The 24,179-nt window shown below is 58.7% G+C and carries 14 protein-coding genes; 4 read left to right on the top strand and 10 right to left on the bottom strand.

All coding sequences use genetic code 11. The features are described from left to right. Positions 1 to 495 precede the first annotated feature (495 nt). The 4 genes from Poly24_RS10945 to egtB form a co-directional block, all read right to left on the bottom strand. Entirely contained in the window at positions 496 to 1,674 is a 1,179-nt protein-coding gene (locus Poly24_RS10945; protein WP_197452488.1) for a sialidase family protein, read from the bottom strand. 417 nt (positions 1,675 to 2,091) lie between these two features. Beyond that, positions 2,092 to 3,681, bottom strand: coding sequence for a phosphoenolpyruvate carboxykinase (ATP) (pckA, locus tag Poly24_RS10940; RefSeq protein ID WP_145094599.1), 1,590 nt, complete (start codon positions 3,679 to 3,681; stop codon positions 2,092 to 2,094). Positions 3,682 to 3,698: 17 nt separating this feature from the next. After that, positions 3,699 to 6,797 (bottom strand): c-type cytochrome, encoded by a 3,099-nt coding sequence (locus Poly24_RS10935; protein ID WP_197452487.1) that lies wholly within the window; start codon positions 6,795 to 6,797, stop codon positions 3,699 to 3,701. A 173-nt stretch (positions 6,798 to 6,970) separates the two neighbouring features. After that, positions 6,971 to 8,284: an ergothioneine biosynthesis protein EgtB gene (gene egtB, locus Poly24_RS10930; protein WP_145094594.1), complete on the bottom strand. Its 1,314-nt coding sequence runs from the start codon at positions 8,282 to 8,284 to the stop codon at positions 6,971 to 6,973. 359 nt (positions 8,285 to 8,643) lie between these two features. Here egtB and Poly24_RS10925 point away from each other — a divergent pair, with 359 nt between their 5' ends. Continuing rightward, positions 8,644 to 10,050, top strand: a complete 1,407-nt coding sequence (locus tag Poly24_RS10925; protein ID WP_145094590.1) for a hypothetical protein — start codon at positions 8,644 to 8,646, stop codon at positions 10,048 to 10,050. A 100-nt stretch (positions 10,051 to 10,150) separates the two neighbouring features. On the opposite strand, the gene Poly24_RS10920 is transcribed toward Poly24_RS10925, so the two are convergent. Both Poly24_RS10920 and Poly24_RS10915 read right to left on the bottom strand, forming a co-directional pair. Beyond that, complete coding sequence (locus Poly24_RS10920; protein WP_197452486.1) at positions 10,151 to 11,017, bottom strand: Lpg1974 family pore-forming outer membrane protein; 867 nt, start codon at positions 11,015 to 11,017, stop codon at positions 10,151 to 10,153. A gap of 205 nt (positions 11,018 to 11,222) precedes the next feature. Then, entirely contained in the window at positions 11,223 to 12,326 is a 1,104-nt protein-coding gene (locus Poly24_RS10915; RefSeq protein ID WP_145094585.1) for a cis-3-hydroxy-L-proline dehydratase, read from the bottom strand. A 270-nt stretch (positions 12,327 to 12,596) separates the two neighbouring features. Here Poly24_RS10915 and Poly24_RS10910 point away from each other — a divergent pair, with 270 nt between their 5' ends. Further along, on the top strand, positions 12,597 to 13,772 hold the full coding sequence (locus Poly24_RS10910) for an aminotransferase class V-fold PLP-dependent enzyme (RefSeq protein ID WP_145094582.1): 1,176 nt from the start codon (positions 12,597 to 12,599) through the stop codon (positions 13,770 to 13,772). A 366-nt stretch (positions 13,773 to 14,138) separates the two neighbouring features. On the opposite strand, the gene Poly24_RS10905 is transcribed toward Poly24_RS10910, so the two are convergent. Continuing rightward, positions 14,139 to 14,861: a class I SAM-dependent methyltransferase gene (locus tag Poly24_RS10905; protein ID WP_231753576.1), complete on the bottom strand. Its 723-nt coding sequence runs from the start codon at positions 14,859 to 14,861 to the stop codon at positions 14,139 to 14,141. Between the two features lie 18 nt (positions 14,862 to 14,879). Then, positions 14,880 to 19,592 carry a PVC-type heme-binding CxxCH protein gene (locus Poly24_RS10900; protein WP_145094579.1) on the bottom strand — a complete coding sequence of 1,571 codons (4,713 nt, stop codon included), beginning with the start codon at positions 19,590 to 19,592 and terminating at the stop codon, positions 14,880 to 14,882. 314 nt (positions 19,593 to 19,906) lie between these two features. Here Poly24_RS10900 and Poly24_RS10895 point away from each other — a divergent pair, with 314 nt between their 5' ends. Continuing rightward, complete coding sequence (locus Poly24_RS10895; RefSeq protein WP_145094576.1) at positions 19,907 to 20,425, top strand: hypothetical protein; 519 nt, start codon at positions 19,907 to 19,909, stop codon at positions 20,423 to 20,425. 68 nt (positions 20,426 to 20,493) lie between these two features. Here Poly24_RS10895 and nusG read toward each other — a convergent pair whose 3' ends face one another. Next, entirely contained in the window at positions 20,494 to 21,063 is a 570-nt protein-coding gene (nusG, locus tag Poly24_RS10890; protein WP_145094573.1) for a transcription termination/antitermination protein NusG, read from the bottom strand. 232 nt (positions 21,064 to 21,295) lie between these two features. Beyond that, on the bottom strand, positions 21,296 to 21,727 hold the full coding sequence (locus Poly24_RS10885) for a carbon storage regulator (RefSeq protein WP_145094570.1): 432 nt from the start codon (positions 21,725 to 21,727) through the stop codon (positions 21,296 to 21,298). Positions 21,728 to 22,306: 579 nt separating this feature from the next. On the opposite strand from Poly24_RS10885, the gene Poly24_RS10880 reads away from it, so the two are divergent. Further along, positions 22,307 to 23,944 (top strand): coiled-coil domain-containing protein, encoded by a 1,638-nt coding sequence (locus Poly24_RS10880; protein ID WP_145094567.1) that lies wholly within the window; start codon positions 22,307 to 22,309, stop codon positions 23,942 to 23,944. Positions 23,945 to 24,179: the final 235 nt, after the last annotated feature.

Below are 24,179 nucleotides of genomic sequence, written 5' to 3'. Positions count from 1 at the left end.
ACCAGGTCGCTGGGTTCGACATCGCGGAAAACACCACAACTGGGGGGCGTGTGTTTTTATAAATCACCGCCAGTGGCAATGCAACATTCTTTCACCATGATTGCCGTCGGCGGCTGGATACCACTCCGGCTGATGGAAAAAACAGCCAATACATTGTGAAACGATGGCTGTCCGGCGGTGCCCTTCGGGCGTGTTCATGGTTCCACTCGCTTCCAACAAAATTGCGGCTTACGTCGCGTCGATTGTCGTGAAGGCATGTAGCCGGATGCAGATTCTCTGAAAACTTGCCACGATGCTTCCGAACCGCTTGCTCGCGGGAAGAGTGGCCAGAACGGAGCTGGGACGTGTATTGCGTAACTGCCAATTATTGACGTGTCGCAGATACTCGAGCTTGACGCCTGTCCCCTCGTTGCGTCCCGAGGCCGAAGGCCGACACAAAAGTGCCGGCGGCGTAAGTCGCCGGAATCCAGGTTCAGCGATCCTGAGCGTGTCGCACTATTTTAGACGCCAGGTGGCCAAGCGCAGTTGTGCGTTGGAGCTGTCGGGAAGTTTTTCGTACCAGACCGTGGCAAACGATCCCGGTGCCAGTTCGACGGTCGAAGGGTAGCCGAGATCGCCCGAGCTGGCGTCGGATTGGATCAGCATCGGCGGCGACCATGTTTCGCCGTTGTCGTCACTGATCCGAGCCTGATTTCCCAGCGGCTTGCGGCGATGGCCATAGGTCATCAACAACCGATCGTCGGACAAACGCAGCAGATGCGTCGGCAGGCCCCAGACGCCGATCGGCTCAGGCGAGGTCCAGGTCTTGCCGCCATCGGTCGAATGCGTTTGGAGCGTCTCGCGGTTATTGGTCTTGTTGTGATTGCGGATCTGAACGATCAATCGTCCGTCGGCCGCTTCGACGGCGTGCAGTTCGTGATATTGCGAACCTTGGTCGCCATCGCGGATTGGAATATCAGCGATCGATTGCCACGTCAAACCGTCGTCATCGGAAGTGTAGGCGGCAACTTTCCGGCCTTCTTCCCAGAGCGCAACGCCTGCGTAGAACAGGCGTCCGCTGCGCAGCTCGGTCGGCCCGTGAGGACTGTTGACCGGAACGCGGTAGGCGGGAGACCAGTTCAGCCCACCATCCTCGCTGCGGATCATCCAACATCCCAGATGCGATGCATGTTCTCCTTCGGCAACACGTCGGTGAGCTCCCTTCCAGCGTTCCAATTGAGCTCCCGACAACGGATACGGAGTGCCCGCTTCGGCGGCCGCAACCGCTTTTTCGTAATTCGGTTGGTAGGCCATCGAAGTAAACGTGGTCACCAACAAGGTCCCTTTCGCTGTCTCCACGATCCCGGCGTCGCGATCGTCCAGCGGACCATCCAAAATGGTTCGGGCATACGTCCATGTCTTTCCGTCGTCGCCGGATCGAATCAGTTCGACGCGTCCCATCGGACAGACATGGCTGTCACGGCCGCCCGAACAAACGACCAACAGTTCGCCGTCGCGAGTCCGCAGCAGCGTCGGCCAACCATGGTAGCGATCGCGCTGCAGACTGATCGTGCGAATCGGATCGACATCGATCCCTGAGGCTTCATCGGCGGCAAACAGTCGCCCGGTTTGGCTGACTAAAACGCCAGCGGCCGAGGCGGCTAATAACGTGCGGCGGGAAATGGGATCCATCATGTTGGTTCTCCGGCGGGTGTGAGCTGGTCGGGACGGGGACCGCCAGTATACCAGCTGTACAACGCCAATGCGGATCATGGATGTGAACGCCATGAGGACGCCCCCACGTGTACCCTGCGAATCTTTTGAGCCTCTGATTTACAGCGATGATATCGCGTGCAGCGCGGGTTACGTCAAATGCCCCAGCACCGAAAGATGGGACGCTCCCCGGGAGATGGACGGACGGATTTCCAGCCCAACGATTGCCAGTGCGTTCCCAACCCTATCGACCACCGATTGAAAGCCGCCCCGAAGACGAGGCGTTCGCTCGTTGAAAGATCCGTGACAAGCCTTCTTCAGATTCCCAACGCTTCTCTTATGTCGTCGCCACGCCCAATCGCTGGCTTTACACCAGCGGAGCATTCGCGGCGATGAGAGCTATTTTCGCGAGGGGCCGGCGGCTAGGACATCGGCGCGGACGCCCGATTCATAGCTCTTAAAGTTGTTGCGGAACAGTTCGACCAACTTCGCTGCAGTTTGGTCATACGCATCCGGATCGCTCCAGGTCGACTGCGGCGCGAGGATCTCTTCAGGCACGCCCGGGACGTCGCGGAGCGTCTGGAATCCGAACCACGGATCGGTGCTGGTTGGGGCGTCGTTTAAAGAGCCGGCGTGGATGGCATCGATGATCGCGCGGGTGTGTTTCAGTCGAATGCGCGATCCGGTGCCGTAAGCACCGCCGGTCCAGCCGGTGTTGATTAGCCAGACGTTGACGTTGTGCTGAGCGATCTTGCTTGACAACAGTTCGGCATATTTCCCCGGATGCCACACCAAAAACGGCCCGCCGAAGCAGGGTGAAAACGTCGCCTGAGGCTCGGTCACGCCGACTTCGGTTCCAGCCACTTTGGCGGTGTAACCACTGATAAAATGATATTCCGCTTGTTCAGCGGTCAACTTGGCCACCGGCGGCAGGACACCAAAGGCGTCGCACGTCAGGAAGATGATGTTGGTCGGATGGGGCGCGACGCAGGGGATTGCTGCGTTGTCGATGAACTCGATCGGATAAGCGCCTCGCGTATTTTCGGTGATCGAGGTGTTGTCGAAATCGACGTGATGATCGGCTTTGTCGTAGACCACGTTCTCCAGCACCGCGCCAAAACGCAGCGCGTCGAAGATCTGCGGCTCGGCTTCGCGCGTCAAATAGATCGCTTTGGCGTAACAGCCCCCTTCGATATTAAAGACGCCGTCGTCGGACCAACAGTGCTCATCGTCGCCGACCAACAAGCGATGCGGATCGGCCGACAGCGTCGTCTTTCCGGTTCCCGACAGGCCAAACAGGATCGTTGAATGGGTCCGCTCGGGATCGACGGTGGCCGAGCAGTGCATCGACAAGACGCCCTGCTTGGGCATCAAATAATTCATCAGCGTGAAGACAGCCTTCTTCATCTCGCCAGCGTATTCGGTCCCCAAGATTACCACTTGGCGGTTCGCCAGGTCGAGATCGACGCTGGTCTTGGAAGTCATCCCGGTGGTGTAGCGATTGGCGGGGAAGGCACCGGCGTTGAGGATCGTGCAATCGGGCTCGCCGAAATCGGCCAGCTCTTCCTGCGTCGGCCGAATCAGCATGTTGTGCATGAACAACGCGTGGTAGGGCCGCCCGCAGATCACGCGAACCTTGATCCGATACTTCGGATCCCAACCGGCGTAGCCATCGAAGACGTACAACCGATCGAGGGTGTTCAGGTAATCGCTGGCACGCTCGCGATTGACTTCAAAGCTGTGCTTCTCCAGCGAAATATTGACGCTGCCCCACCAGACTTCATCCTCCGCCTCGGGCGATCGGGTGATCCGCTTGTCCGACGGGGAGCGACCTGTTTTTGTCCCCGAGTAGGCGATCAACGCTCCCAGATCGGAGATCGTCGTCCCCGGTTCGCGTCGAATCGCCTCTTCATACAGTTCCGACGGTGCTGTGTTGCGCTTGATGTCTTGAACTGTGATCCCAAGTTCCTTCAGGTCGATCGTGGTCATGCCCGTCAATCCAATCGTTAGCGTTTTCCGTAGACTTTGGTCTCCTTCGGATCGCCGCCGCTCATTAGATAAGCAAGCAGATCGCGAAGCTCATCGGGGTTTAAGCCGTCGATTAAGCCTACCGGCATTTGCGACACAGGAGAAGGCCGGACTTCGTCGACATCGTCCGCATCGACGACCACCGGGTCGGCATTGGCGTCGGCCGGGAAGATCACAAGTTTCCCCTCCTCCTCGGAGACCAATCCGGTGATCGAACGTCCATCGAGAGTCAGCACGACCGACGATTGGTATTGATCCGAAATCACCTTGCTCGGTTCGATAATGTGTTCGACCAAGTAGCGAACATCGAACTTATTTCGGATGCTGGTCAGATCGGGCCCGATGCTGCCGCCCAAGCCGCCGACGCGATGGCACTTGCCACAGCTGGTTGCGAAATAGAGCCTGCGGCCGCGTTCGAAATCGGCTTGGTTGAACTTGTTCGCCGACTGTTGGATCGCGGTTTCGGTCGTCCACTTTCTCCCCGGACCTTCGATCGGCTTGATTTCGAAATCGGGAACGGGATTAAAATCTTCCCCCGTGATATCGGCGACCGCTGCCCGTTGTTCGTTCGTCGAATTCTCCAACGCCTCCTCGCGGATGTTCGTCATGAATCCGGGGAAGCTTGCGCCGCCCGATCCCTTCGCCGCCGCGTTCAAGAATTCAAAGTAGCTGCGGCGTTGATCGACCGTCCAGCCGTTGCGAAGGTTCCGCAGCATCAAGGCATACCCGATCTCGCGCGATGGCGGATGGTTCTCCAAGACCGCGCGAACCGTCCCGCCGTAGCCAGCGTTGCGGTCGGCCAGTTCCGTCCAATCGGGAATCTCCGGTGCCGCGCGATCCTCGATCAATTGCAGCGTCTTGGCAACGATCTGAGGCGCTTCCAGATACGTCAAGACGCGGACGAGTTCCGTGTTGATGTCTGCGTTTTTGTTCGGCAGATGCGGGTTCAAACGATCGATCACGCGATCGGCGAGTTCCGACGTCGGACGGCCCATCCGAATGAAAGTCAACGCGTAGGCGCGCAACATTCCGAGCGTTTGCGATACGGAAAGCTTGGCGGGATCCAATTCCAACAGGCTTTCGATCAATGGCTGCTGCAGTTTGGCGTCGCCCATGCGAGCCAACGCCACGGCGGCGGTGATCCGAGCTTGTGGATCGGATTCGTTCATCGCCCGTTCAGCCCATTGGTCGGTCGGCTGCGATTCGATCGCAACGCGGGCGGCGCTTCGGATGAAGCGGTCGGAGCTGCTCAAATGTGGCCACGCCGTGTCGACAGCTGCCTTGTCGTGACGCCCATGAAAGTCTTCCAACTGCTTGCGGATAGCACGTGCCTTGACGACGTCGCTAGGCAACGCTTCGGTCTGATTTGCGACGGTGCTTTCGTTGCCAACGTATCGCACGCGATACAGCCCCGATTGCGTGCCGCGTCCGCCGACGGTGAAGTACAAGTGTCCATCGACGCCGACGGTCGCATCGGTCACTGGCAACGGGACGCCGGTGACAAAGGCTTCGCTGGTCGCGGTGTAACTGGCTCCTGCGGGAGTCGGATGGATCGCGTAGATCGTTCCAAAGGTCCAGTCCAACGCGAAGATCGCGTCTTGATATTTCGCGGGGAATTTTGCTCCCACGCCCGACGCGACTCCGGTCGGCGAACCGGGGCCGATCTCCAGCGTCGGAGGCAAGCTGTCTTCATAATACGTTGGCCATTTGCCCGTTCCGCTTCGCCAGCCGAAGTCGGCGCCGCTGACCACATGGCAGATCCGCGTCGGGCGATACCACGGCATCCCCAGATCCCATTCCATATCGGCGTCGAAGGTGAAGATGTCGCCGAAGCGATTCATCGCGATGTCGTATTGGTTGCGGAAACCGATGCAGACCAGTTCCTGTTGCAGGCTGACGGGATCGAGCTGGGTGACCCATCCGCCGGGAGCCATCACGCCGCGAGCGTGCCCACGGGCGTCCCACATCCGCGTCAGCAGATGATCCTCTTGCCACGATTGCACCCGCTGGCGAGTGACATCGTGCAGCGGAGCGTGGTTGCCGCCATCCATGTAGATCGATTTGCCATCTTCGCTCAGGATCAACGCGTGGTTGCCATGCTCACCGCCGCCGGTCTTGCTCGGCAGCTGTTCGCTCTTGTCCAGCTTGCCATCGCCATCGCTGTCGGTGATCCGATACAGATGCCCTCCATTTTTGTGGAACCACAGTGCATCAAACGCCCACAATAAACCTTGGGCTCCCGACAGCGTACCGTTGCCGTTGGGGTTGGAGATGTTCATCGGTTGCACATCGGCTTGCGGGCCGTCTGCCGATTCTTTGATCTGGATCGAATAGAGCCCTTTGCCTCCCTGGTCGCACGCGATCAGCGAACCGTCGGGCCCTTTGTCCAACACGACCCAAGAGCCCTGCTCGTCTTTGGGAACCGTGTAGATCAGTTCGACAGCAAATCCGTCAGCGACATTCAGATCTTCCGGCGCAGTGACTTCACCGGCGCTGGGTGAGCCGTTGGCACCGGGAATTCCCCAAGGAGCACCACCAAGCGGCCGGATGACTTTGACCTTGTCAGCCCATCCGGAATCGTTAAACGCGGTGTCGGTCCATCCGTCGGCGGGTGCTGCCTTCGAAAGCTTCCACGATCCATCCGAAACGATGGTTTGCGCGCCGGCCTTCTCTTGGGCATTAATCGCAAGTTTGAAGACCAACGCCGCGGTCCCACCATTGTTCTGCCCCGCGAGCGCGATGGTATTGCGTCCCGACTTCAAAAGCTTGGTGACATCTTTGTGGATGGGATTGGGCCAATCGGGACTCTTTCCGACTTCCTTGCCATTGATCCACAGCGTCATTCGGTTGTCACAGGTCGTGAAGACCTTCGCCGATTTCACCGGACCGGTGATCTCGAACGACTTCCGGACATAGATCGGTTGCTGCGCGGTGATCTCCCCTTCAGACCAAATCCACTGCGCCTCCGGCTTGGTTTTCAACCAGGCAAGTTTTTTGGAACCTTGAGCGGTTGCGTCGGAGAGTTGGAAGACCGCGCAGCACATCAGCACGGCAGAAAGCAGGGAGAGTCTATTCATCGCAAGCATGTTCATCGAGGTAGGTCAGAAACGGGGAAGCCGATCGGAAGATTGCGACGGTCATATGCCGCAATCTGCCAAATCCGAAGCAACAGTATAGTGTCGCAAATGCCATTGGGGTGGGCTCGGAGAGATTTTCACGGCCCTTGCGAACCAAATCGAGTAAAGCGGATCTACTTCGCCAAACGGATGCCCGTGAACTGCCACCGCGCTTGCGGAGGGAAGAAGTTGCGGTAGCTGGCCCGGATATGCGTTCGGCTGGTCGCGACGCTTCCCCCTCGCAACACGTATTGGTTGCACATGAATTTGCCGTTGTATTCACCGATCGCGCCGCTGGGAGGCCGATAGCCGGGATAGCCGATGTAGGGACTGGAGGTCCACTGCCAACAGTCGCCGAACATCTGTTCGATCGGGCCGCTATCGGCGGCCGGGCCGGGCTGCAGGCGCAGCGATTCAGCAAAGTGGCCTTCGACTGGCGTCTGGCTGGCGACGATCTCCCACTCGGCTTCGGTCGGCAAACGCAGCCCCGCAAACCGCGCGTAGGCGTCCGCTTCGAAATAGCTGACGTGACAAACCGGCGCGTCGAGCTGTAACGGCTGGATCCCATCGAGCGTGAATTCGCACCAGCGTTCATCGCGCTGCGTCCAATAGAGCGGCGATTGCCATCGGTTTTCGCTGACCGCCGACCAGCCCATCGACAACCAATATTCCGGACGGTTGTAGCCGCCCACTTCCATGAACTCCAGATACTCGCCATTGGTCACCAAACGATTGGCGATGCCAAACGCTTCGACAAACTGGCGGTGGCGAGGCCGTTCGTTGTCAAAGGCAAATTCGTCGCCGTCGTATCCGATCCAGGCGAGCTGTTCAGGGAAATCGACAAAGCGAATCGGAGCCGCCGTCGCCACGGAATTTGTTGCCGCCTTGCCATTGGAAGATTGGGCGACATCGGGAAGCGAGCGATAGGCGGGGGCCAACGGATTGCGGCTGAGCAGATGTTTCAGGTCGGTCAGGATCAGTTCTTGATGTTGTTGTTCGTGCTGAATCCCCAGCTCAACCGTCGCTCGCACTGACGCAGCATCGTCGAACCTACCGGCCGCCAAAAATTCATTCACGCAGCCCTCGACCGACTCGCGATACTGGCGTACCTGAGCGACGGTCGGCCGCGTCAGCAGCCCACGGTCCGCTCGGGTGAACTGCTCACCCACGGCGTTGTAATAGGAGTTGAACAGGTATTCAAACTGCGGATGGAACGGTTTGTATCCTGGGCAGAATGGCTTCAGCAGAAACGTCTCGAAGAACCAAGTCGTATGCGCCAGATGCCAAACGACGGGACTGGCATCGGGCATCGACTGAGCGACCATGTCCTCGATTTCCAACGGTTCGCACAGCGTAGTGGTGAACGCCCGGATCGTTCGATACGAATCGGCCAGTTCCGCCAAGTCGATCGTCGAGGAGGATGCCGCGTTGCTAGAAGTTGTCGCCATGTTCAATCCGCCCATCTAAAAAATTTCTTCGGTCCGACCGCTGCGGTGACTTTGCAGTTCCCCATCTTAGCTTCGCAGCGACCGCGCGCCCCAACAACCACCCGCCGATTCTAACTCAACGAGCACCCTCGCCTTGCGACACTTAGGGAGATCCCATCGCCGCAATGCGACGACTAGGGCCCTCGAGACTCCGGTGCCCCAACGGTTTGTCGCGAGTGTCGGGATCGGGAATCGCATCGTCTCCAGATCCCTTCCTGCCGATCGTTCCGCAACCAACATTTTGGGTTTCGACTCGTTTATAATAATGCTCCCTCCAACTCTCTCCTTCTTCCTCCTTTCCCTGCCTGAATCTCGCCACCATGAAAAATCTATTTCCTCAAGAACTCAACCGTCGTGGTTTCATTTCGGCAACCGCCGCAGCAACACTCGCTAGCAGCCTCGCCCCGCTCCCCGCACTAGCCGCGGAATCGGCGGGCAACCTTCACCTGGGGACCTTCCGTTTCGACGTCACGCCGCCGATGGGACATTCGCTGTGCGGCGGGTGGATCAAGCCGGTCGTTGGAGTCGACGATCCGTTGGAGGCGATCGGGTATGTGTTGTTGGGTGCGGGCAAGCCGATCGTCGTCTGTGTCGTCGATTGGACGGGGTTGCTGAACTCGGCGCACATCCAATGGCGGCAAGCTTTGGCTGAAGCTGCCGGAACGACGATCGATCGCGTCGCGGTTCACTGCGTGCACCAACACAATGCCCCCTTTGCATGTCTGGACTCAGAAGAGATCGTGCTCGCCCAAGGCGACCTGCCGCATATCGTCGAGCGCGACTTCTTCCTCAGCTGCTTGGACGCCGGTCGCGAGGCGGTTGGCAAAGCGATCAAACAGACAACGCCCGTCACGCACGTCGCCCACGGCCAAGCGAAGGTCGACAAGGTGGCGGGGAATCGCCGACTGATCGGCCTCGACGGCAAGGTGATCTCGCAGCGTGGAAGCAGTTCGCGATCGCCACAGCATCATGCGTTCCCCGAAGGGCTGATCGATCCGATGCTCAAGACGGTCGCGTTTTACAACGGCGACAAAAAGCTGGCGGCGTGTCATTATTACGCCTGCCATCCGATGAGCTACTACGGCGACGGACGGGTCAGCGCCGACTTCTGCGGGCTGGCGCGGAAGCAGATGCAGAAACAAGAACCCGACTGCACCCACATGTACTTCAACGGGTGCGGCGGCAACATCGGAGCGGGCAAATACAACGATGGCTCCAAAGAAATGCGTCCTGTCTTAACCCAGCGGATTCTCGATGGGATCGTCGCCGCCGAAGAGACATTGGTTCCCCAGGCGATCGAATCGATTCGCTGGGAGACCGAAGACATCCTGCCGCCGATCAATCCGGCCTTCGATGAAGAGGCGCTGATGCGACAGATCAGCGACAAGACGCAGCCCGTTGTCCATCGCAACCGCCCCTCGTATACCGTCGCTTGGATCCGCCGGATCAAGGAGATGGTCCCGATCACGCTCAGTTGCATGCATATCAACGATGTCTCGTTGGTCCATCTGCCGTCGGAGAGTTTTATCGAATATCAACTGCGAGCCCAAGCTGCGGCGCCCAATCGTTTCGTCGCTTGCGCCGCCTATTCCGATGGCGGTCCGTGGTACATTCCCACCGCCGATGCGTATCCGCAGGGTGGTTATGCCGTCAGCGTCGCCCATTGCGCAGCGGACATGGATTCGATCTTGAGTGGCGGAATCGCGAGCATGTTGTCTCGCGTCTAAGCGTTTTGCAGTCCTACTCCAGACACGCTCCCCGCCAATGATATCGGCGGGAAGCGTGTGGTTGCAAAATGAAGCCGATCCACTGGGGAGAGGCGGCGGCTTAACGTTGCCAAGTCAGCGAGAAGACGGGGCCAGCCAAGGCGAGATCGACATCTTCGGGATCGATCGTTCCAGCCAAACTGCTGAGGCTGCTGAATTGCTGATGTTCGTAGCCGACACCGGCGATCACTTTATTGCCACATGCAAAGACGTGCGCGTATTCGGCACCAAGGCGTAGCTCCGTGACCGGGACAACGACGTTATCGAGTCGGTTGCCAACGTTGCTTACCGTTTCACCGTAGAGCATGCTTTGGCGGAATCCTGCGACCAACGAGAATCCATGAGCAACATGCCGTCGCACATCGGCCCCCAGCGTGAATCCGAAGCCGTCGAATTCATGGTTTTCAAATCCGCCCCAGCGGGACTTCGAAAAATCGATCGAACCCCAGCGGAGGCCGCCAAATCCTTGAATCTTCCACTCACCCAGCTTGAGGTCGGTGGTCGCTTCGAGATCGTAGGTTTGCACGTCGAACGTGGTGTTTGGATCGCCGTTGGACGACGCACCAAAATCGAAGAAGCGGCCACGGAACCCCATGATTCCTGTCGTTTGATAAGCCGCGGTGACTCGCAGGGCAGCTTCTGTATCGTAGCCGTCGCTCCAAGTACTGGACGATGCGTTTAAGCCATGATTGGCATAGGTCGACAGCAAAGGCAGTTCCGCCCCGACGGAAAAGACGCCACGCGGTCGGAACTTCTGCAACTGGCTGCCGATCGCGCCAACCGATTCGTATCCGACCAATTGAACCGGCTCTTGATCCGCGATCATCGCCTCTTCATACACACTGGTAACAACCGCCTGTTCCGCCGACGCCGTAACGCCACAGACCAGCCCAACAGCCACGCCAACATGTTGCAATAATTTTTTCAACTTCGATTCCTTTGTCATTTCGCTCATCCGCCCTACGGCGCACCCTCCCGGTTCGCCTCGCAAGATTTCATCGACGGGCCGCGTCCGCAAAATCGTGGCATTCCGGCCGGGTGGGATGTGGTGGAATAATCGGAACAGTCGTTGCACACCGATCCTTGGCCTGTGCGTTGACGCCGGCCACCGCCCGATGTGAATAGCCGCAAAATCATCGAATTTCAACAACAACCGGCCCGATGACGTCGAACTTTGGCGTTATCCCCAAACCGGCCTTGTCGCTCGCTTTCATGAATCCATGCTCCCGTTGCGGCGCCCCGTCGGCGTTGCAGACGGTGACGTAGCTGTTGAAGTCGGTGCTGGTGAAACGCAGCGGTTCGGGAGTGCTGTGCGCCAGATGGGCGATCGCGGCGGTCGTGATGTCGCCCCCCCAGCTGTCTTCGATCGTCATCGCGATCCCCATCGAAGCGCAGACGTCGCGGGCCTGCCGGGCTTTGGTCAGTCCGCCAAGCTTGCTGATCTTCAAGTTGACGACGTCCATCGCCAAATCGGCTTTGGCGCGGAACAACATCTCCAACCCGTCGATGTTTTCGTCCAGGATAAACGGATGCGTCGTGTTACGTCGCACCGCCAGACACTCTTCGTAAGTCTGGCAGGGCTGTTCGATGTAGACGTCCAGGTCGGCGACCGCGCGGACGACGCGTTGCGCTTCGTGCTGCGTCCACCCGGTGTTGGCGTCGGCGACCAAACGATCCGACGGACGCAAGACATCCCGCGCCGCGCGGATCCGCTGGATATCGGTGTCGGGGTCGCCCCCAACCTTCAATTGAAAACGCGTGTAGCCCTGGTCGCGATAGCTGGCGACGTTTTCGGCCATCGCGTCAGGAGCGATCTGCGAGATCGCGCGATACAGTCGCACGCTCTCCCCAAACCTGCCTCCCATCAACATGCAGACCGGCAGCCCACTGGCTTTCCCCAACAGATCCCAACACGCGATATCGATCCCCGACTTCACATACGGATGCCCTTTGAGCGCCGCATCCATGTGTTGATTCAGGACGCCCAGTTCGCGCGGGTCGAGTCCGATCAAATGCGGCCCCAGTTCGCGCAATCCGGCCCGCACCCCTTCGGCATACGCCGGCAAGTAGAACGGTCCCAGCGGACAGACTTCACCGTACCCAACCAGGCCCTCGGCGGTTTCGACGGCGACGATCGTGCTGTCGAAAACGTTGACCGATTTGCCACCCGACCAATGATAAGCCCCTTCGATCAAAGGAAGTTCGACGCGGTGGGCAGTGATCCGGGTGATTTTCATCGGCAGTGTTCCTTTCCGTTTTCGATGTTCAAAGCCAGTTTCTAGGCGATCCTTACAGGCCATCACGATACCCGATGCAGAACTCCACGTCCGAACCTTCAACGAAGTTTTGGGTCGTGATTGTGCGACACACAATGGAGCCAATGGTGGTGATGAAGCATACCAGCACGAAGCGCAATCGAGTGTTGAAGATGCAATCACTCGTTTGCGCTTCGTGCTAGTATGTTCGCCACTTGATCTTGGATTCGGACCGATTCAAAAAGGAATACGATGAACGATACAGCTGCCTCCAAAGATCGCCGCGAACATTGGCGGCTGAATCCCGCGATCGACTTCCTCAATCACGGTTCTTTTGGTGCAACACCGACCGTGGTCCTGGATGCCCAACGCCGATTCCGCGACGCGATGGAACGCGATCCGATCGAATTCCTGGCTCCCGAACGCGAGCTGCTGCCCGAGCTGGATCGTGTTCGTGAAGTAATCGCACAGCTTGTGAATGCTGACGCACGCGACATCGCCTGGGTCCGCAACGCCACCGACGGCGTCAACGCGGTCGTGCAATCGTTCCCCTTGAAACCGGGCGACACCGTCGTCGTGACCGATCACGGCTACAACGCTTGCAGCAACGCGGTACGCTACGCCGCCGAGCGATCCGGCGCGGAGGTGCGAGTGGCGGAGATCCCGTTCCCCATCGCAAGTCCCGACGAAGTGGTCGACGCGATCGAGCGGACGATCAACGACGCAACGCGCTTGCTGTTGGTCGATCATGTCACCAGTCCGACCGGCTTGGTCTTCCCGATCGAAGCGATCGCCGACGTCGCCCGGCAGCGCGGCGTGCGCGTTCTGGTTGACGGCGCTCACGCACCGGGAATGGTCGAAATCGATCTGCCGCGACTCGGCGTCGACTATTACACCGCCAACCACCACAAATGGCTCTGCGGGCCAAAGACCTCCGGATTTTTGTGGGTCGCGCCAGAACAGCAGGCACAGGTGCGGCCGACGGTGATCAGCCATGCCGCCAACCGCGCGATCGACGGACGCTCGCGTTTCACCAGCGAATTCGATTGGACCGGCACGTTCGATCCCTCGCCGTTGCTGGCGGTTCCCGCCGCGATCGACTTCCTCGACTCTTTGTATCCCGGCGGGCTGACGGAACTGATGCAGTCAAACCATCGCTTGGCGTTGCAGTCGCGCGATCGATTGTGTGAGGCACTGGAGATCGCCCCGCCGGCTCCCGATTCGATGCTCGGCAGCCTGGTTGCGCTGCCGCTGCCGGTCTCGGACGCTCCGCTGCAAAAGATCCTCCACGATCAACACGGCTTCGAATTCCCGATCTACCCCGGCCCAAAACCCGACACGCGGCTGATGCGTGTTTCATTGCAAGCCTACAACGACGTCGATCAGATCGATCGCCTAGCCGATCTGCTGCCGAAGCTGCTGCCATGAAAGTACGATCCCAATCGTTTAACGAAGGAGCCTCGGACCGTCGAAAGAATTTGCGGAGGGATGTCGTGGACGAGGTTACGAGTCCCAGCGAATTGGTCGGATGCAAATGGACTCGTAACCTCGTCCACTACGCTTCGTTGAGCGGTATTGCGGTTAACGAAGGAGCAGCGGACCGTCGAAAGAATTTGCGGAGAGATGTAGTGGACGAGGTTACGAGTCCCAGCGAATTGGTCGGATGCAAATGGACTCGTAACCTCGTCCACTACGCTTCGTTGAACGGTGTTGCGGTTAAACGAGTTCGGGTAACGCCCTGCGCGAATCGGTCGGCTGAAGCCTTGACTCCAGCGCGTCACGGTCGGTGCGTCGTTAGGCTAGGCGCAGCTGCATGATGCGGATGCTGCGGTGCGCATCTTGGCAATGTGGCACGTGGCTCTCGCTGTACGACCAGCCGCGCGGCCCGATCCAGTCGCGAAACTCATTGGCAATCAATCGGCAGGGATCCGAAAACAGGATCACTCCGCCGGGCTCCAGATGTTGCCGCATCGCAACTTCCAACTCCGCCCAGAACTGGCGGTTGTAAGTCACATCGGATCCGAGGATTACCGAAAATTTGCGATCGATTTGCTCCTCGCCCCACCGCAAGCGGCGAACCTGACAATTGGGCAGATCCGACGTCGACAGCTGAGCCAGCAGCAGCGGGTCGGTCATGCCGTCGGTGATCGTCACCTCCGCACCGCGGAGCGCCGCCGCCAGGCCAGCGCGGCCCGTTCCGGCTCCCAGTTCAAGGACCTGGCGGCCGGGCAGATCGAGCGTTTCGATGAACCAATCGAGGCCCACTGCGGCCTGCCAAACCGTTGCCCAAAACGGTTCCTCGACTCCCTGTTCTCCCGCTTCCTGACGCTTCGTCGCGGCAACCAAGAGCGCATCGGGAGAAGTCGCCGACGCAAAGCGTCGGCGCTTGCCCGCCGCCACGATCGGTTCGTAGTGCCAGGCATAGCGAGCCGACGCGCGGGCTTCGAGCTTGCGAATCCAAGCCGCTTGATTGTGATCGACTTGGTTGGCGGGGCGATTCAAAACCGATGGCGTCAAGCGAGTTCTCCGCGCGGACTATTCCGAAATCTCTTTGTCGCTCAGATAGACATAATCTAATCCGAACATAAAACCTTTCACCGCGTCGGGATGTGATCCCACAATCGACACCTGCAACGTATTGTCCCCCTGATTCAAACGGTGTCTACCCAGGGAAACCGGGCCGGTCGAAATCACCTCGGCCCCGTGATAGAGATCGTGCTTTCCGGGCACCGCGACCCCGTTGATCGCAAAGTCGACGATCGCATAGTCGCGGGCCTTGGTCATCGCGACAAACACGTCGTATTCTCCCGCTTTTTCCACCGGCAGGTTCAGCGTCAGCGTATCCCCCGGTTTCGCACCAGTCCACCACAAGTGATCGTTGCCGCTCCAACGATCCGCCTTAAATGCCCCCATTTGCTGGCCACGCGTGGTCCCCGCCGACTTCTCGATCACACGCAGCGATTCCCCTTCCATCGCACCCGCAACACGGCCCGTCTTCTCATCCAGAAACGGCCCTTCACCGGGCAGAGGAACTTGAGTGGCACTGGCCAGATAAGCGATCAGATCGCGGGCTTCGTCCGGCTTCATCTGATCCAACTGCCCCTCGGGCATCATCGATGTTTCAGCCAACTGACGCGTGTCGATATCATCGCGGTCGATCACCAAGCGTTCGTTGGCGGTCTGCAACACGATCGCGCTTTCGTTCTCTTCTTTCAGCAGCCCGTTGATCACTCGCCCGTCCAAGGTCACGACCATCGTGGTTTGATAATCGCGGCCGACCAAGGCATTGGGATCCAAGATATTTAACAGCGTGTAGTCCAAGTCGGCTCGATTGCTGCCGGTGATGTCAGGACCGATCTGGCCTCCCGATCCGAACAATCGATGGCATTTGCCGCACGTATTGTCATAGACCAGTCGTCCATGCGAGCGATCCGCTTTGCTTAAAACCTCCGGCGTCAGCCGCTGTTTCCAAGCCGCGATGTGCTGCTTCTTATCAGCCGACATCGACCGGATCGTCCCCCAGGTCTGCTGGACTTTTTCCAACAGCTTGGCGTCGCCGAGCAATTGGATCTGATGGATCGTCGCTGCCGAAAGCTCTTGTCGATCGACCTTCCCCGCGGCGACGGCGTCGATCAAACGATCCGCCCAAGCGGTTCGAGCAGCCAACGTCGCCACTGCGTCGCTCCGCAAATCGGAATCCAAGGCGGGATAGCGTTGCAACAGTTCGTCAGCGATCGTGTCATCGCTGTACCGCGCCAGCCCGCGAATCGCTTTGCCTCGCAGCGTTTGATCGTCCAGCAAACCGACAAGCGTCGGCACCAACGCCTGATCTTTTCCCGTCAGCAAAGCGTCCAACGCGCTCGTTCGCTGTGGCAGCGAAGCTTTTGGATTCGCAGCGATTTCGCGGAGCACTGGGAAGATCGAGACGTCGCCAAACTTGACGGTGATCAATTGCGATTGCTCTCGAATCTTGGCGTCTTCGCTCGCCGACAACTTTGCGTAGACAGCGGGCCAACCGGCGGGCATCTTCAGCCGTCCCTGCGACTTGATCGCCGCAACGACTTCGTTCAGGATCGTCCCCTGCATCGCCTTGTCGTCCGTTTTTCCCAGCTCAGCCAACAGCGGACCGATGCTATCGACATCCGCAGCAGCGCGGCGATAGATGAACTGCCGAACCTTCGGAATCCGCGTCTCCTTCGCCAACGCCAGCGCCCGCGTCGTATCGTGTGGCACCAACGGTTCGATCCCGTACCAGATCAGATTGGGCAGGTTGTGATCCTGCGCATCCTCGCCGTGCGAGACGAGCCCGGCCGCGATCTCCCAACGCTGCTGCAATGGAAGACGCTGCAGCGCCGATGCGAGGTACAGACGCACCAACGCCGATTGCTCGCTGCGTGCCATCTCGCTGAACCGCTGCAACAGCGAATCGCTGACTTCCAAGTCCTCCAGCGCCAATTGGATCGCCCAACCGCGGAGGTATTCCGATCGATGGCCGCGCTCGTCCAACAACGCGATCGTGTCCGCTTCGGTCAACTGCTGCACCGCATGCAACGTCCAGATCGCTCGCAACCGGTCCTCGACACTGTCGCTGCCAAACGCTTGTTCACGCAACAGCCCGATCGCCTTCGCTCCCTCAGGAGAACTCGCCAACCCCGGGTCAGCGGCAAACCTTTCTTGCAGCAACCGCCGCGAGGTGCGGACATGGTGTTCATTGGTGCTGCGGTGCGCTGTCGCCAACTCCAGCAGCGACGCGTCGTGAAAGGTCGGTCGGGGAAGATCGGTGCCACCAAACGCGACGCGATAAACGCGGCCGTTGGTACGATCCCAAACCTCGGTGTCGCGGCGATGACAAGCGTTTTTATCGTACCAATCGATCATATAAACGCTGCCGTCGGGGCCGTATTTCATGTTGATCGCGCGGAACCAACGGTCATTGGCAAACAGCACGTCGGCGCCGTGCGAGGCGATGTAGCCGCTGCCGTTGCGTCGCAGGATGTCGTTGTTAATCCGATTGCCATGAATGTTCGCCATGAAGATCGAACCGCGGTATTGCGCCGGCCAATTGTCCGCCAGGTAGATCATCGCGCCGCAGTGAGCGTGCCCACCGCCGGCAGCGTTGGTGTCGGTTTGATCCGCCGCCGCATCGCGCCCCCACCAAGCGTGATCGCGAATGTTGCCGGCGTAATGTGCGTGGTCGGCGATCGTTTTAATGTCGTCGTAAACGTAGGGATTAAAATGTTGTCCGCCCTGACGTTGGTAGCGGCCCCCTTGGATCATGTGGAACATATGCGGGATCACACAGGCGGTGATCATCGCTTGACCATGCTCATTAAAATCGACGCCCCAAGGATTGCTGGTGCCACGAGCGAAGATGTCGAACTCGTGCCGCGTCGGATGGTAACGCCAGACAGCACAATTCATCGGCGTCCGCTGATCCTCGGGAGTCCCCGGTTTGCCGACCTTCGAATGCGTGAAGACACCGTGGCATCCGTACAACCAGCCATCGGGTCCCCAGATGAAGGCGTTGAGCGTCTCGTGCGTGTCTTGATATCCAAAGCCGTCCAAGAGAATCTGTGGCTCCGAATCGGGTTTGTCGTCGCCATCGCGATCGGGAATGAACATCAAGTACGGAGCGGCACCAACCCACACGCCGCCAAATCCGACCTCCAACCCGCTGACCAGGTTCAGCCCCTCGGCGAAGACCTTCCGTTTGTCGAAGACGCCGTCCCCGTCGATGTCTTCGAGGATGATGATCTTGTCTTTCCCCTCCCCTTCGGCGGCGCGGACCGGATAGGTGTGGGCTTCGGCGATCCACAAGCGGCCGCGAGCGTCGAAGGTCATCGCAATCGGTTGATGCACCATCGGCTCACCGGCCGCCAATTGCACGCGGAAGCCTTCGGGAACCGTCATCGCCGCCGCGGCATCGGCGGGCGACAGCCCTTCGTTAGTCGGCAGGCCATCGCTAGCGCTGCGGGCATTCATCGACAGCGGTCGCGGTTGTTGGCGAGCCTGCGTCGCCGCATCGGTAGCTTGCCGTTGTTGCAGACTGACAAACGTCCCCAACTTGTTCCCGACGATCACATCGACAGCGTCGTCGCCGTTGAGATCGGCGACGCGGACATCGGTCCCCACTCCCGAAGCATCATCGATTGGGTGAGGCACCCAGACGACATCGCCATCGCCGCCGCCGGGGCGCGTCAGTTCGAACCAATACAGAACCGCTGGATCGTTGGGTGCGGCATCGCCTCGCGGACCATGAGCCCACCAGCGTTTTCCGGTCACGATATCCTTGAGTCCATCGCCATTGACGTCGACCAAATCGATCGCATGCAGCTGTGAAAAGAGGACTCCAAATGGACTGTCGCTCGCCTTGGATCCGACGATCGTATGCTTTTCGAATTTCGGCGAAGCGGTCCCATCAGCGGCTTTATCGAGCTGTTCATACCAGACCAGCCCATAACCGTGAGCGTCCAACGCAGTGATCACGTCCTGATCGCCATCGCCGTCGACGTCGTATGCAAACATCTGAGCGCTGCCGCGACCGGGGGCAAATTCAAACGAGTGCTTTTTCCAAACAGGATCTCCATCAAGCGACGACGGTTGCTTCCACCAACCGCTCTTTTCCAACAGATCCATCCGCCCATCGCCGTCGACGTCGCCAACGCCCAAACCGTGCGTAAACCGGCCGCCCGCCGATTGGTCGCTGATTTTGTGAAACTTCCACGGCGCTGTCGGATCGTCGCGGTTGACCTCGGCATAACCGAAGAAGCCTCCCGAACTGCAAACGATCTCGCGAGATCCATCGCCGTTCAAATCGGCGAACGTTGGCGATTCGTTTTCGACGACGTCCAACACTTTGTGACGCGGCCAAAATCGATCCTGCCCCTTCGGGTTTTCAAACCACGACGCATCTTTACCGGGAAAGCCGAAGATCAGGATGTCGTCCCAACCGTCTTTGTTGAAGTCGTCGGTATAAGCGAAGAAGTTGTTCGAATAGCCATGCGGATCAAACGCGTCTTGGGCGTAAAACCGATGTGGTGCTTTGAAGTCAGGCCCTTCGTACCAGAAGGGTCCCGAGGCGACATCGGCGATGCCATCGCGATTGAAATCGCCGACCGTCGCCCCTTCGCTGAAGAACTGCGTCGACAACTGGTGCGTCTTCCAACGGACCACCGTTGTCGGATCGGCCGATTGCAAAACGGCAACGTGAAAGGTCAGCCAAAGCAGACCAAAGAGGAAACGATTCATGGCAGGGCTCAGAACGAGGGGAACCGGAGATTAGCGGATGCAGCAACGCCCCGATTCTAACCAATAACTAATCCCATGGGATAACCAACCCACCACAAGGTCACGGCGTTCCCAATTTGTCGTCGAAACGCTCGACCGCCCGTCGCAACCGGAGACCAGAGACGGACAACGGTCGCGTCAGTGGGGGGTGCCCACGCTCAAAAACTTGCAATTCCCAGAGCGGAAAATGCGGCCCACTTGGCTCCGCTTGGTGAACAAGGCCATAATGCGGGTTCCCCGTTTCCCAACTCAATGTCTCTAGGAATTTAAAGATCATGCGTCATCTGACTTCCCTTGGCGTCAGCCTGCTGTGCGGTGTTGTCCTTTGTTTGAACCTCGGTTGTCCCGCCTCGTCGACCACGACCGAAGCGCCACCCGCGATTGACGACGACCACGGTCACGACCATGGCGACCACGCGCATTCCGCCCCAACATCCTTGCCTGAAGCGATCGAAACGATCGACCATTTGGCGGATGAGATTCAAGAATCCTTTGCCGCCGACGATCCCGATGGAGCGCACGGACCGCTGCACGATATCGGCAGCGTTTTGGAAGGGGCCGGGCTGTTGGTCGCCAAGAGCGATCTGACGGACGAACAAAAGAAGGCCGCCAGCGAGGCGCTGAAGAAGTTGATGGACGCTTATGGCAAGGTCGACGCCAAGATGCATGGCGATGAAGGAGTCGATTACGCGGACGTCTCGAAGGAGATCACCACCGCGCTCGAAGGCCTTCAAACCGCAACGGGCATCCAACATGATCACGATGAGGATCATGCCCACGAAGAAGCGAAATAGTTTGCAAACGTCACGCTCTCCGTGTTCAGGCTCAAACGCCGGAACACGGAGCAGGATGAGTCCGCAATCTACTGGGGTGCGGACTTGCCAAGAAAGTCTAACTGGCAATCATCCAACGCCGCCGAAGCGCCTTGATTCATGAACCGGACAGCGACGATCAGCCGTCGTTGTCCATCGCGTTGCACGACGGTCCCCTCAAATCCTGCAAATGGTCCGCTCTTCACGCGGACCAAGTCCCCTGGCACCAAGCGTTCCTCCGGCGCCAATGCCGCGCCGGTGTCGATTAGGTTGCGGATCTGTCGCAGATCCGTAACCAGCTGCGTGGGGTCGGCGATCTCAATACACCGCGAAACACAGCCGGTGGAAACCGCTTCATACCGCGCTTCCCCGGTACCACGCACGAAGACGTAGTTCGCGAACAGAGGCAGATGCGTGGTTCGGACTCTGCCGGCCGGACTCTTGTAGCGGCGGCTGATCACGGGCGAATAGTGCCCGATCTCCAGCTCGCGCAGCTTTCGCATCAGCTGCTTCTCTTGCCGCGAGCGTGTGTACAGCGCCCACCACTGCGTGTCAGGCTCATCGGGAAGTTCCAACACCGTCTCTGGAAAGATATCGGGTTCTTCGCCCAAGATTGGCATTCGCAAGGTCTTCCGTTGAATTTTGAAAAGCGTTCACTGCTGGCGTCTCGATTCCACCGGTTCGGTGGAGATGCCTGCCCACAAGCATAGCTAGCAATGGTGTTCGATAGGTTAGTTCAAAATTCTAAACGGTTCAAAGCTTTGGGAACAAGATCGTCCTGTAATGAGAGAAATCTCGATGTCGTTGGCAATCCGGACTCCCTCCAGGACTGCCACTTACGATCAGGCGGGATTAGACCGATACGTTTCCCACCGCATCACGCATCGATTTTGGCATGAAGCGTTTCAGCGGGCGGACTTCGGAAACCGTCGTTTCACACCGTTGCATCGTTCGCGGAAAACGGGTCGCCACCGATGGGCTTTGTTGAATCTTCAGCTTTGTAGGGCCGACAACCTGGACGCTTGCCGAACGATCCGACGCGGCCCCGCGGGGGGTGGAACGGGGGGCCACGGCTGCCGAAGGAACCGCGGCGGGCTTCTTCTCGGCAGCGTCGGATTGTTCAGGCTGTTCTGGATAGAACTCCAATTCACCTCGCACGACCCGCGTCTCGCGGGGGGCTTCGATTCCCAATCGGATCGAATTTCCCTTGACCTGCAAAACGGTCACGATGATGTCGTCGCCCAATCGAATTTGTTGTTTCGCTTTACGTGTTAAAACCAACATGGCATTCTCCTTTGCCGAAGTGAAGAGCTCTAATTTGAAGCCCGCTCCGAGGAATCTCGGGAACGAAGGAGAGATATTGCACAGCCCGTGCCAATGTCGGTGCGCCACGCAAAAGAATTTCTGCGAGAACGCACGATCACGTTGTGCTGCAAGGCTTTACGTCGATTTTTCAGATTCCACGCTGCAGCGGTCCCAATGCTAGCCATGCCGGCGTGATGGATGTTCTTACAACGCTTTGCAATTTTGGGAACCGGTGGCCCCAGCAGCTTGATGGGGGAGCCCGAATATTTGGAGTAGCGCGGTCGATTCGAATTTGACGGATCGTCGCAGAATCGCTTCGGCGATCCGCCGCTCTCGGGCGTGTGAAGTTTTGACGCATACCGCAATGCAACGTACTTAAAAGACAGATGATCGCCTCGAAACCGGCGGAACACTTCTCAGGCAGATTGAAGTAGGGCCCAGCCTTACTTGTCCCCAAAAGTACCTATGTCTCGTTCGTCACGAAATAGAAAGCAAAAGTCGATCCACAACGTTTCGAACGTCGCTAGCGCTGCGCGTTCAAACCGAAGTGCCGATTCGTTGACGGAGGGGAACAATTCAGAGGTCGAGAACGAAGCGACCGATTTGATCGATGCGATCGATTCTCAGTTGACCGACCTGCAGCATCCCGAGCCGCCGCCGGCTTCCGATTCACTGCTGCAATCGCTGTGCATGATTAACACCATGCTGACCCAGTTGAATGCGAAGCAGCAGGAACTGGAAAAACAGCAGCGTGCTTTAGAACGCACGCGGTCCGAACTGATACCGCTTGAAACCGATCTAAGGAATCTCGAACGCGACCTGTTTGCTCGCAGCGACGCGTTGGACCTCCAGACACAACAGATCGCCGAATCACAGGCGGCGCTCGAACAACGCGAGTCCAAAACGTCGCGCCAGCGGCGTTTGATCGCGAACCAATTGCGTGCCCAACGGGCCGAACAATTGTTGACAGCGAAAAAACTCGATGGCGAGAAGGAACAGGCACTGGAGCAATTGCGGGCACAATGTGACGCGGAATTGCAGCAGGCGTTGGCGCAGCGTGATGTCGAACTGGAACAGACATTGGCGCAGCGCGAGGCGGACCTGGAACAGACGTTTGGACAGCGTGAGGCCGAGCTGGAACAAACCTTTGCACAGCGTGAGGCGGAGCTGGAACAAACCTTTGCACAACGCGAGGCGGAGCAAGAACAGACGCTTACGCAGCGTGTGGCGGAGCTGCAACAGACACTCGCCCAACGCGATGCCGATCAGGAAAAGACACTAGCGCAGCACGAGGCCGAGCTGGAACAGGCGCTGGCACAGCGCGATGCCGTGCTGGAACAGAGATTCGCCGAACGCGATTCGGAAAGAGATTCGGCGCGCTCACAATCGGATGCCGATTTGGAACAGGCCTTGGCGACTGCTCAAGCCGAACGGGAGAACGCACGAGCGCTTGAATCCGAATTGGACCAATTGCGTCAGCAGCTGCAAGCACTGGAATCCGAACGCGAATCCACCGGATCGGCCGATGTGGAAGAGGTTGCGACGTTGCAAGCCGCGGTCGATGGTCTCCGCTGCCAACGCGATAGCGCCCAAACCGAACGCGACGCCGTCCAACACGAAATCGATGAACTGAAGCGGCAGAACCGCGAACTCGCCTCGAAGCTTGCGACGCAACAGGTCAATGTCGCTGGCAACGAGGGGATGGTTTCGCTGGAAAGCATGTCGTGGGAGCAGCGCAAGAGTCACATGCTGCAACGGCTCAATGCCGAGGACGATGAACTAAGCGACAGCGAAGCCGCGCAACAACGCCTGAAAATCCAAGACGTAATCGAGCGGACCGACCGCGAAGTGAGCAAGCGCGACGCGGAAATCGCCGAACTACGGTGCCTGCTGGAACAACAAAGCATGGCCGCCGGTGACATGGCAATCGGCGGGGCAGCCGTCCTGCAGATGCTCGATCAAGATGAACTGATCCTCGAAGAGCGTGCCAAGCTGCAACGGATTCAAGGCGAATGGGAAGAGAAGTTGCGGCAAGCGGAGATCGATGTTTCGTTGGAACGCGCCAAGTTGGCTCGCGAACGCATCGACATCGAACAGCGCCTGGCGGAGATGCGCGAAGCGACCAAAGCCGAGGGGAAACCCGAATCCAAAGGACGTAAATGGTTGGCACAATTAGGCCTAACCGACGCCGAATGAGGACCGCACAATGCCAGACCGATACGTGTCCAGCCCCGTCGCGATTTGAAACCGGCGGCCACGATGTGGTTCGGTCCGGTTGCAACGCCCCATCGCGATGAAGATACGCTGGTAATCGCCGGCCCAACCACAAATGGGATGACAAGTTGTGAGGCTTTTCTGATATAATTGACTTTGAATCGTGCATCCTCCCTCCCTCCCCTACAGTCCCAGGCCCGTCCAGCAGCCTGCTGAC

The sequence above is a fragment of the Rosistilla carotiformis genome, assembly GCF_007753095.1.
In the GTDB taxonomy this organism is placed as follows: Bacteria; Planctomycetota; Planctomycetia; order Pirellulales; family Pirellulaceae; genus Rosistilla; species Rosistilla carotiformis.
The sequence above is the reverse complement of the archived record's forward strand: the minus strand, read 5'-3'. Positions and strand labels throughout refer to the sequence as shown.

Coding starts and splice junctions, on each gene's coding strand:
- Poly24_RS10945 (WP_197452488.1), bottom strand. CDS start 1,674: ATGATGGATCCCATTTCCCGCCGCACGTTATTAGCCGCCTCGGCCGCT.
- pckA (WP_145094599.1), bottom strand. CDS start 3,681: ATGACCACGATCGACCTGAAGGAACTTGGGATCACAGTTCAAGACATC.
- Poly24_RS10935 (WP_197452487.1), bottom strand. CDS start 6,797: ATGAATAGACTCTCCCTGCTTTCTGCCGTGCTGATGTGCTGCGCGGTC.
- egtB (WP_145094594.1), bottom strand. CDS start 8,284: ATGGCGACAACTTCTAGCAACGCGGCATCCTCCTCGACGATCGACTTG.
- Poly24_RS10925 (WP_145094590.1), top strand. CDS start 8,644: ATGAAAAATCTATTTCCTCAAGAACTCAACCGTCGTGGTTTCATTTCG.
- Poly24_RS10915 (WP_145094585.1), bottom strand. CDS start 12,326: ATGAAAATCACCCGGATCACTGCCCACCGCGTCGAACTTCCTTTGATC.
- Poly24_RS10910 (WP_145094582.1), top strand. CDS start 12,597: ATGAACGATACAGCTGCCTCCAAAGATCGCCGCGAACATTGGCGGCTG.
- Poly24_RS10900 (WP_145094579.1), bottom strand. CDS start 19,592: ATGAATCGTTTCCTCTTTGGTCTGCTTTGGCTGACCTTTCACGTTGCC.
- Poly24_RS10895 (WP_145094576.1), top strand. CDS start 19,907: ATGCGTCATCTGACTTCCCTTGGCGTCAGCCTGCTGTGCGGTGTTGTC.
- nusG (WP_145094573.1), bottom strand. CDS start 21,063: ATGCCAATCTTGGGCGAAGAACCCGATATCTTTCCAGAGACGGTGTTG.
- Poly24_RS10885 (WP_145094570.1), bottom strand. CDS start 21,727: ATGTTGGTTTTAACACGTAAAGCGAAACAACAAATTCGATTGGGCGAC.